At 70.9% G+C, this 8,230-nt stretch carries 10 protein-coding genes; 4 read left to right on the forward strand and 6 right to left on the reverse strand.

Features of this window, described 5'->3' with window-relative positions; genetic code table 11:
* Window positions 1-41: 41 nt before the first annotated feature.
* Window positions 42-593: a histidine phosphatase family protein gene (locus B7L92_RS32585; protein WP_170102270.1), complete on the reverse strand. Its 552-nt coding sequence runs from the start codon at window positions 591-593 to the stop codon at window positions 42-44.
* Between the two features lie 326 nt (window positions 594-919).
* On the opposite strand from B7L92_RS32585, the gene B7L92_RS32590 reads away from it, so the two are divergent.
* Window positions 920-1,585, forward strand: coding sequence for a response regulator (locus tag B7L92_RS32590; RefSeq protein ID WP_081240892.1), 666 nt, complete (start codon window positions 920-922; stop codon window positions 1,583-1,585).
* Window positions 1,582-2,700 (forward strand): sensor histidine kinase, encoded by a 1,119-nt coding sequence (locus tag B7L92_RS32595; protein ID WP_081240893.1) that lies wholly within the window; start codon window positions 1,582-1,584, stop codon window positions 2,698-2,700. Before B7L92_RS32590 ends, B7L92_RS32595 begins: the two co-directional genes overlap by 4 nt.
* A gap of 252 nt (window positions 2,701-2,952) precedes the next feature.
* Here B7L92_RS32595 and B7L92_RS42960 read toward each other — a convergent pair whose 3' ends face one another.
* The 4 genes from B7L92_RS42960 to B7L92_RS32610 all read right to left on the reverse strand — a co-directional run bounded on the left by B7L92_RS42960 (window position 2,953) and on the right by B7L92_RS32610 (window position 5,228).
* Entirely contained in the window at window positions 2,953-3,234 is a 282-nt protein-coding gene (locus tag B7L92_RS42960; RefSeq protein WP_255311243.1) for a hypothetical protein, read from the reverse strand.
* Window positions 3,179-4,045 (reverse strand): pyridoxal-phosphate dependent enzyme, encoded by an 867-nt coding sequence (locus B7L92_RS32600; RefSeq protein WP_255311244.1) that lies wholly within the window; start codon window positions 4,043-4,045, stop codon window positions 3,179-3,181. The genes B7L92_RS42960 and B7L92_RS32600 overlap by 56 nt, the downstream gene beginning before the upstream one ends.
* 3 nt (window positions 4,046-4,048) lie before the next feature.
* Window positions 4,049-4,231, reverse strand: coding sequence for an acyl carrier protein (locus tag B7L92_RS42965; RefSeq protein ID WP_255311245.1), 183 nt, complete (start codon window positions 4,229-4,231; stop codon window positions 4,049-4,051).
* 184 nt (window positions 4,232-4,415) lie between these two features.
* Window positions 4,416-5,228, reverse strand: a complete 813-nt coding sequence (locus B7L92_RS32610; RefSeq protein ID WP_255311246.1) for an FAD-binding oxidoreductase — start codon at window positions 5,226-5,228, stop codon at window positions 4,416-4,418.
* A gap of 15 nt (window positions 5,229-5,243) precedes the next feature.
* Here B7L92_RS32610 and B7L92_RS32615 point away from each other — a divergent pair, with 15 nt between their 5' ends.
* Both B7L92_RS32615 and B7L92_RS32620 read left to right on the forward strand, forming a co-directional pair.
* The gene (locus B7L92_RS32615; RefSeq protein ID WP_255311247.1) at window positions 5,244-5,864 is read left to right on the forward strand and encodes a glycosyltransferase family 2 protein; all 621 of its coding nucleotides are present in this window, start codon (window positions 5,244-5,246) and stop codon (window positions 5,862-5,864) included.
* Between the two features lie 73 nt (window positions 5,865-5,937).
* Window positions 5,938-6,780, forward strand: a complete 843-nt coding sequence (locus B7L92_RS32620; RefSeq protein ID WP_081240894.1) for a phosphotransferase — start codon at window positions 5,938-5,940, stop codon at window positions 6,778-6,780.
* Window positions 6,781-7,244: 464 nt separating this feature from the next.
* Here the strand turns inward: B7L92_RS32620 and B7L92_RS32625 are convergent, their stop codons facing one another.
* Complete coding sequence (locus B7L92_RS32625; protein ID WP_081240895.1) at window positions 7,245-8,162, reverse strand: aminoglycoside phosphotransferase family protein; 918 nt, start codon at window positions 8,160-8,162, stop codon at window positions 7,245-7,247.
* Between the last annotated feature and the right edge of the window lie 68 nt (window positions 8,163-8,230).

Genomic DNA, 8,230 nt, shown 5'->3' on the forward strand with positions numbered 1-8,230 from the left:
CGCAGGGGCTACGTCCCGTCAGCCCCTGCGACCCCACGAGTTCAGCTCCAGTGGACACTCCCACGACCGGCACACGACGCGACGGACACCGTCGACAGAGGCGGCACTTTGAGGTGCCAGAAGGCCCTCACCGGTGCTGACAGGGCGTGGACGAGCGCGGCCCGGGTAACGGCCGGCTCCGTGATGACCAGTGCGCGGCCCGTGTCGGGCGGCAGGCTCTCCAGCCAACGCGTGATCCGTTGGCAGAGCTGGCGCACGGTCTCCCCTCCGTGGGGCTTGGCATCCGGGTCCGTCAGCCAGACGGAGAACCCGTAGGGGTCGGTGGCGGCGACTTCGGCGGCTGTGCGACCGCGCCACTTGCCGTAGTCGAAGTCGTGCAGCGCGGGCTCGAGCGTGGTCTTGAGGGCCAGGGCGTGAGCAGTCCGGGCGCAACGGGTCGAAGGTGCCCGGACGGCCACCGTGTAGCGGGGCAGGACCGCTCCGGCGGCGCCTGCCCCGGACAGGCCGCGCCCGTTCAGGACGCCGTCGTCGAAGATCGCCTCGCCGGTGTCGTCCCCGGCGGTCGCGCACAGAAGTGTCAGGCAGATCGTCATGGCTGATCCCCTTCCTGCCCGGCGGCGGGCCGACTGGTGCGAGACGGCCGAAATTCCGTGGAGCCGGTGGTGCGACACGGAGCTTTCACGTCTGTCGTCAGCCGGTTGACCAGGAGGCGGGCGGGCGTGGTGGCGGTATACGGAGCTCCCACCTCCACAGTCGGGCAAAGCTACGTACGGCGACCATCCGGCACCTGTCCGGAACCGGCCCCGCCGACTGGCTGGCACGCTCCCGCCACCCGGCCGCATTCGGTGTCGGCCACCCGCGGGACCGGTCTCGGCATGGTACGAATCGGACAGTGGGCCCGATGGTGAGTGGAGCACGCGTGATCCGGGTGATGGTGGTCGACGACGAGGCGCTGATCCGTACGGGCTTCCAGCGCATCCTCGAGGCGACCGACGACATCGAGGTCGTGGCGGCGGTTCCCGGCGGCCAGGCGATCCGAACGGCGCGGGAGAGACGCCCCGACATCGTGCTGCTGGACATCCGGATGCCCGACGTGGACGGCCTCACCGTCCTGGCCGACCTCCTTCGGCTGCCGCACCCTCCGGTGGTGGCGATGCTCACGACGTTCGACATGGACGAGTACGTCGCCACGGCCCTCCGCTCGGGCGCCGCCGGCTTCCTGCTCAAGGACACCGACCCGGACCAACTGCCCTACCTGGTGCGGACCCTGGCCGACGGCGGCACCGTTCTGTCGTCCAAGGTCACCCGGACGGTCGTGGACGGCTATCTGAACTCCGGCCTGCAGGAGGACGCCGCCCGCAGCCTCGACCCGCTGACCGACCGCGAACGCGCCGTACTCGGCTTCATCGCCGAGGGACTGTCCAACACCGACATCGCCGCACGGATGCACCTGAGCACCGGCACGGTCAAGGACCATGTGAGCGCCATCCTCACCAAGCTGGGAGTGGGCAGCCGTGTCCAGGCCGCCCTGCTCGCGGAACGAGCCGGCCTGCTCAAGCCGCCGCGGGACCAGAAGAGATCATGAGCACTCGCCCCCTGTCCGCCCCGCTGCTGGACGCCGCCCTCGTCGGAATCTCACTGCTCGACGTCTGGGCCCATGTCGACGCCTCCGAGCCGTTGCGCATGGCCTGCGCCCTGGCCGCTTCCTTCGCTCTCCTCCCCCGCCGTCGGCTGCCGCTGCTCACGTTCCTGCTCACCCTTCCCTCGGTCCTCCTCTCCGACGCGGTTTTCGCCGCCCTGGCCGCGCTGTACACGCTCGCCTCACTCACCCGCCGTCGCACCCTGCTGGCCGTCTGCGCCGTGGCGTTCACCATCAGCGACATGACCTCTCTTCCGTCGCCGGACTTCGACTTCTCGACACCGTCGACCTTTGTCACTCTGGGCTACACAGCGGCGACGGCGGCCGCACCCGTCTTCCTCGGCCAGCTCGTGCAGGCCCGGCGTGACCTGTCGTTGCGACTCGCCGAGATCTCCCGGGCCCGCGACCACGAGCGGCAGCTGACAGCCCAGACCGTGCTGGCCAAGGAACGCACGGCACTCGCTCGAGAGATGCATGACGTGGTCTCCCACCAGGTCAGTCTCATCGCGGTGCAGGCCGGAGTGCTCCAGGTCGGCAGCCGGGACGCCGACGTCAAACAAGCCGCAGCCACGATCCGCAGGCTGAGCGTGCAGACCCTGGACGAACTGCGGCACATGGTCAGCGTCCTGCGGGCCTCCGGAGGCCGTCCCACGGAACTCATCCCACAGCCCTCCCTGGCCGACATCCCTCAGCTGGTCGACAACAGCGGCATCGAGGCCGAGTTGCACACGGACCTGTCCGGCAGCCTCCCACCGCCCGTCCAACGCGCCATCTACCGCACCGTCCAGGAGGCGCTGACCAACGTGCGCAAGCACGCCCCCGGCGCGAAAGCGACCGTCCGCGTCCGCCACGAGGACGCAACCGTCCGTGTCACGGTCACCAACACGGCACCGACCCGGCCCGCTCTGCCCCTTCCCAGTGCCCACTACGGCCTGGTCGGCCTGCGTCAGCGTGCCGAGTTGCTCGGTGGCACAGTCACCTGCGGCCCGACCGCGGACGGCGGCTACCGACTGTGCCTGGACCTCCCGGCCGACGGCAGTGAGCAGCGTGTGTGGCCGTGAAGGGCGGTGGGCCTCGGCCCCGCGTCCCGGACACGTGGACCACTGATCCCGGTCGCGACAGCTCCGGTGGGCGTCTGCGGCGCGCAGAGCGTGAAGGCCTCCACCAGCGTCCCGGCCTCCGGGCAGGCCACGGACGCGGCGAAGAGGACCGCGGGTCGCGAGCGGAGCATCGTCACCGACACCCTGTGGAAGTCGTCCGGAGCACGCCCGGGAACGGGGATTGACTCCGCTGCCGAAACGCCGGACCGATGTTCACGTCGTCGCGGTCTTCACGCGGTCGTGCGTGTGGCGCACCGCGCAGGTGGCGGCGACCACCGCGGAGCGGGCCGAGCCGAGGGCCGCACGGGCGGTGTCGAGGTCCGGACTCTCGGACAGCAGGTTCGAGACGTCGACGACGCAGTCGACCAGGTGCACGGCGACGCGCCCGATCTGGTCGACCCGAGCGCTCTCCTCGTCGCTGGGCTCGGAGTCGAGCATCTCACCGGAGAGAAACTGTTCGTAGGCCCCCAGGTCCAACAGACCATGACCGCTCATACTGAAGAGGATGACGCGCTTGCGCCGTTGCCGACGGGCTTCGACGGACTCTTCCATCGCGTGGGCGACCGCGTGCGCGGACTCCGGCGCCGGGACGATTCCCTCGGCCTTGCTGCCGATGGAGAAGCGCGCGGCGGACCGGGGGGCGGCGTACTCGATGGCCTCGGCATTGGCGATCCCGAGGCTGCCCGGTGCGTCGGGGGTTCTCCCACAGCGCCGCCCGGCCGGCTTCGGTCAGCGTGCTCGGGCTCTTGACGACCTGGGCTCCGTTGAGCCGCATGAGTGTGCCGCGGTAGGGCTTCTGCTCGTAGCTGCACCGCATCCTGAAGACGGTGCATTCCATTCCGTACGGGTGGCAGGCCGTGGCGAGGGCGGTGCCCCACTGCCCCGCTCCCGTTCCTGTCACCATTTCCCTGACACCGGATCGGCTGTAGTAGTACGCCTGGGGCAGCGCTGTGTTGATCTTGTGGCTGCCCGACGGACTGGTCCCCTCGAACTTGAAGTAGATGTGCGCGGGGGTGTCGAGTGCCCTCTCCAGCCCTGTGGCCCGGTACAGGGGCGTGGGCCGCCGGCGCTGGTACTCGCTGCGGACCGGCTCGGGGATCTCCACGAACCGCCCGCTCCCGGTGCTCTGCCGGTACAGGGACGGAGGGAGCTGGGGACGCGGTGCCCGCGCTTCGTCCGCGCCCGTGTCCCGGGCCAGTGGCGGCCGGGGCGCGGGAACCTCGAACGGCAGGTCGGCCAGGACGTTGTACCAGTGTGTGGGCGCCTGGTCCTTGTCCAGGTGGAACACATCGCCGGTCACCGGCATGCCTCAGCCCCTCAGACCGTCGTTCGCGGGCCCGGCCGCCACCGCGCCCCGGTCCCCCTCTGCCACGTCCACGACCAGGTCGACCAAGCTGCGCACGGTGTCGAGGTTCGCGTTCATGACGTCCTCGTCATCGAGCTCGAAGCCGAATTCGCTCTCGAAGGTCACCAGCAGGTGAAGGAGTGTCATCGAGTCCATTTTCAGGGTCGACGAATACAGCGAAAGGTCGTCGGCGCGTTCCCCCCGGGGGCGATGCCGAGGTCAAGAACGTCGACGATGACGCTCTTCACCCTCGTCGGCCATTCGTCACTGCTTGACTTTCCCATCAGACCTTCCTCGTCCCCTGTCTGACGCCGTGTTGGGGCGTGCGAACTCACAGGACCTTGCCGGGATTCATGATCCCGAGAGGGTCCAGGGCGCTCTTGATCGTTTGGTGGACGCCCGTTCCGTCGTCGCCGAGTTCGTCGCGCAGCCAACGTTTCTTCAGCGTCCCGATACCGTGTTCTCCGGTGAGGGTGCCGCCCGGTCGTAGGGCGGTCCGGAACATGTCGTCCGCGGCGGACCAGACGCGCGCGGGTATCTCCGGTTCGGTGCGGTCGAACAGCAGGGTGGGATGGAGGTTGGCGTCGCCCGCATGCGCCACCGTCGCGACGAGGACGTCGTGCCGCGCGGCGATACGCCGGATCTCCACCAGCATGTCGCCCAGCCGGGAACGCGGTACGACGAAGTCCTCGACCATGGTCCTGCCCATCCGCTCCAGCGCCCCCGGGGCATGCCGGCGGATGTCGAGCAGTCGCTCGGACTCCGCCTCGTCGGTCGTGACCTGAGTCGCGACCGCGTTCAGCTTCCCGCACAGCCGGCCCGTCTCGGCTGCCGCGCGGTCGGCGTCGACCCCGTCGAACTCCGCGAGCAGCAGCGCGACCCCGTCGCCGGGCAGATCGAGCGGCTGCCATGCGTGCAACGCCCGCAGCGTGGCCTCGTCGATCAGTTCCAGGAAGCTCGGCGTCAGGCCGCCGCGGGCGGGCGCCAGCGGTGCCCGGGCCGCCGCGGCGGCATCCGGGAAGTAGGCGGCGACCGTCGCCCGCGGGCCGACGGCCTTCGACCGCGGCCGAAGCGTCGCGCCGGTGATGACGCCGAGCGTGCCCTCCGAGCCCACGAAGAGGCTCGTGAGGTCGTAGCCGCTCACCCCCTTGGACGTCCGGTGTCCCGTCGTGACGACTCTTCCGTCGGCCAGGACGACCTCGAGGCCGAGGACGGATGCAACGTGTCGGTCGACCGGTGGTTCCTGGGGCGGGTCGCGCCGACCGGATTCGACGAGCCGTTCGTCGGCTGGGGCCTCGAGGACCAGGAGCTCGCCTACCGACTCGCCGGGCACGGCGCGCGACGGGCGTACTCCCGCGCCGCCTCGGGCGCGCACCCGCACCATGACCGCACGATGACGGCCGAGCGGTTCGCCGGCTGGAAGGCCAACCTCCGCCGCTTCGTCGACACGCACGAGGAGGCCTCGGCGCTGGAGCGTCTCGTGCCGGGCATGGACCCGTCCCGGGCCGTCGACTACGTCGATGTCTACCGCGGGTTCGACGGCGGGCCGTCGACGACGGACGTGGCCGGCCTTCTCGTCGTCCGCGTGCCGGGGTCGGACGACCCGCTGCCGGCCGTCCAGGACGCGGTGGCGAACGGCGCGGGCGCGGTCGCCCCGGTCGACGAGGGCGACCGTGCCGAGCTGGCGGTGCTGGCCGAGGCGACTGCCCCGGGGCGGGGCGTCCGGCTTTACGGCGGAGCCGACCGGGACCGGCTCTCCCCGGGGCCGGGTGCCGGATGATGTCCGCGAAGACATCGGGGCGTCGTTGTCGTCCCCGGACGTGTATGTGTACCCGACGATGAGGGAGAACGACATGGAGCCTTCGGAACTCCGTCGCGCGGTCGAGGCAGGACGGGCGACCGCTTCGGAGCTGGGCCTTCGGGTCGACGACGTGGTCGTCGTCCACAACTCGGACCGCGTCGCGCTGCGCCTGGTCCCTTGTGACGTCCTGGCTCGGGTCGCGCCTCTGGGGCATCTGGCTGATTCCGAGTTCGAGGTGGAGGTCGCCCGCCGTCTCGCGGAGGTCGACGCTCCGGTGGCCGAGCTGGAGCCTCGGGTCGACCCCCGCGTCCATGTGCGCGATGCCTTCGCCATCTCGTTGTGGACCTACTACGAACCGGTGGAGACGGAGATCGCGCCGGCCGACTACGCGGACGTGCTCATGCGGCACCACGCCGCCCTGCGCCAGGTCGATCTGGACGCACCGCACTTCACCGATCGAGTCGCCGGGGCACTGAGAGAGGTGAACGACCGGGAGCAGACCCCCGAACTGCCCGATGCCGACCGGGAACTCCTCATCAGCACACTGGGTGGACTGAGCGCCGCAATCAGCGTGAACAAGGCCGGCGACCAGTTGTTGCACGGTGAGCCGCATCCGGGCAACCTCCTCAACACGAAGAGGGGTCCGCTTTTCGTGGACCTCGCCACGTGCTGCCGTGGGCCGGTCGAGTTCGACCTCGCCCATGCGTCCGACGAGGTGGAGAAGCACTATGCGGGAGCTGACCAGGACCTGATCCACCGGTGCCGCGCCGTGGACTGGGCCATGTTCTCGGCCTGGCGCTGGCGCCGGGAGGACCAGATGCCCGACCGGGAACACTGGAGAGCGGAGGGGCTCAACCGGGTTCGTGCCTCGCTCGACCGCTGCGGACTGGGCTGAACTCGGAACGGAAGGGCTGCTTGTCTCCATCCGTCGCACCGTGCGAGGCCACCTGACACGGTGCGGCGGGCCCTCGGCCCGGGCCCGGCTCACCGATCGCCGATCAGCCGGCCGTCCATGGCCTTCGCCGACACAGCCGCCGACTCGCCCCTCAGCTGATCCGACCCGCTTCGACCGGACCGGCGCATCCCCCGACCCCCATGACCGACTCGCTTCGCGAACGGGTCGAGGGCAGACCGGAACCTTGGTCAGCACGCCGATCGTCATGTCCCGGCCCTCTCCCCCTCCGCAGCACTCGGAAGCGCGCCTGAACCGGGCTTTCGTCACCCTGAGGACCCTGAGGAGCAGGCGTCCGGCCTGCAAGCGTCCCCGAACCGGCAACGGGACGGAGCAGACCGCGCCGCCTGACCGAACCGGACGAGGAAGCCGGGCCGGTCGACCGGTTTGCGACGGCGGGAGATTGCTCAGCGACGGGCTGCCGCGGTGAGGCGTCGCAGGGCGGTGCGGGCGGGTGGGCCCCAGGTGGGCTTGCCGCCGGGGCGTCCGTGGACGCCGGCGTCTCCGATGAGGATCCCGGCGAGGGCGCGCAGCACCGCCCAGCCGCGGGCGCGGCGCAGGGTCGCGGCGTCCGGGGCCGGCTGGTAGGCGTCATGGAAGCGGTCGGCGGCACCGTCCGGCAGCAGGATCCAGGCGGCGGCGAGGTCGCAGGCCGGGTCGCCCGCGCAGAGGTCTCCGAAGTCGATCACGCCGCAGAAGGCGCCGTCCGCGGTGAGGACGTTGGCCGGATGCAGGTCGCCGTGGAGCCACAGGGCCGGGCCCGCCCAGTCGGGCGCGGCGGCGGCGTCCTTCCAGACCGCGCGGACGGCGCCCGGGTCGGAGACCAGCCCCAGCTCGGTGGCCGAGGCGAGCATCTTGGTGAACTGCTCGGCGCGGTCGGCCAGCGGTCCTCCGCGATCACGGCCGGCGGGCGCCCCGGTGGGGGCAGGCCGGTGAAGAGCCGTGAGGAAGGCGGCCAAGTTGTCGGCCGCGTCCGCGGCACGCGTGGCGGGGGCGCGGTCGGCGGGTGCGCCCGGTACCCAGGTGGTGACGATCCAGGGTCGCGGAAACCTCCCGGAGGGCTCCCCGAGGCGCTGCGGGACGGGGACCGGCAACGGAAGGTGCGGGGCGAGGGCGGGCAGCCAGGCGTACTCCTTGCGCAGCAGCGCGTCCGCGGTCTGCGTCGCCCAGGGCAACCGGACGGCGAGGTCGTCGCCGAGCCGCCACACCTGGTTGTCCCAGCCACGCGCGCCGAGTTCCAGAGAACGATCGGCCAGGTCGGGGTGCTGATCGCGCAGCAGTTCCCGGACCAGCTCCGCGGTGATCTCGATCTCGGTGTGGGTCATGCGACGCAACCGTAGCCGGGCAGTGATCCACTCGTCCTTCCTCCCCGTTCCCTCCGTCATGCCTCGTC

Origin of the sequence: Streptomyces viridosporus, from assembly GCF_002078235.1 — a bacterium.
In the GTDB taxonomy this organism is placed as follows: domain Bacteria; phylum Actinomycetota; class Actinomycetes; order Streptomycetales; family Streptomycetaceae; genus Streptomyces; species Streptomyces viridosporus.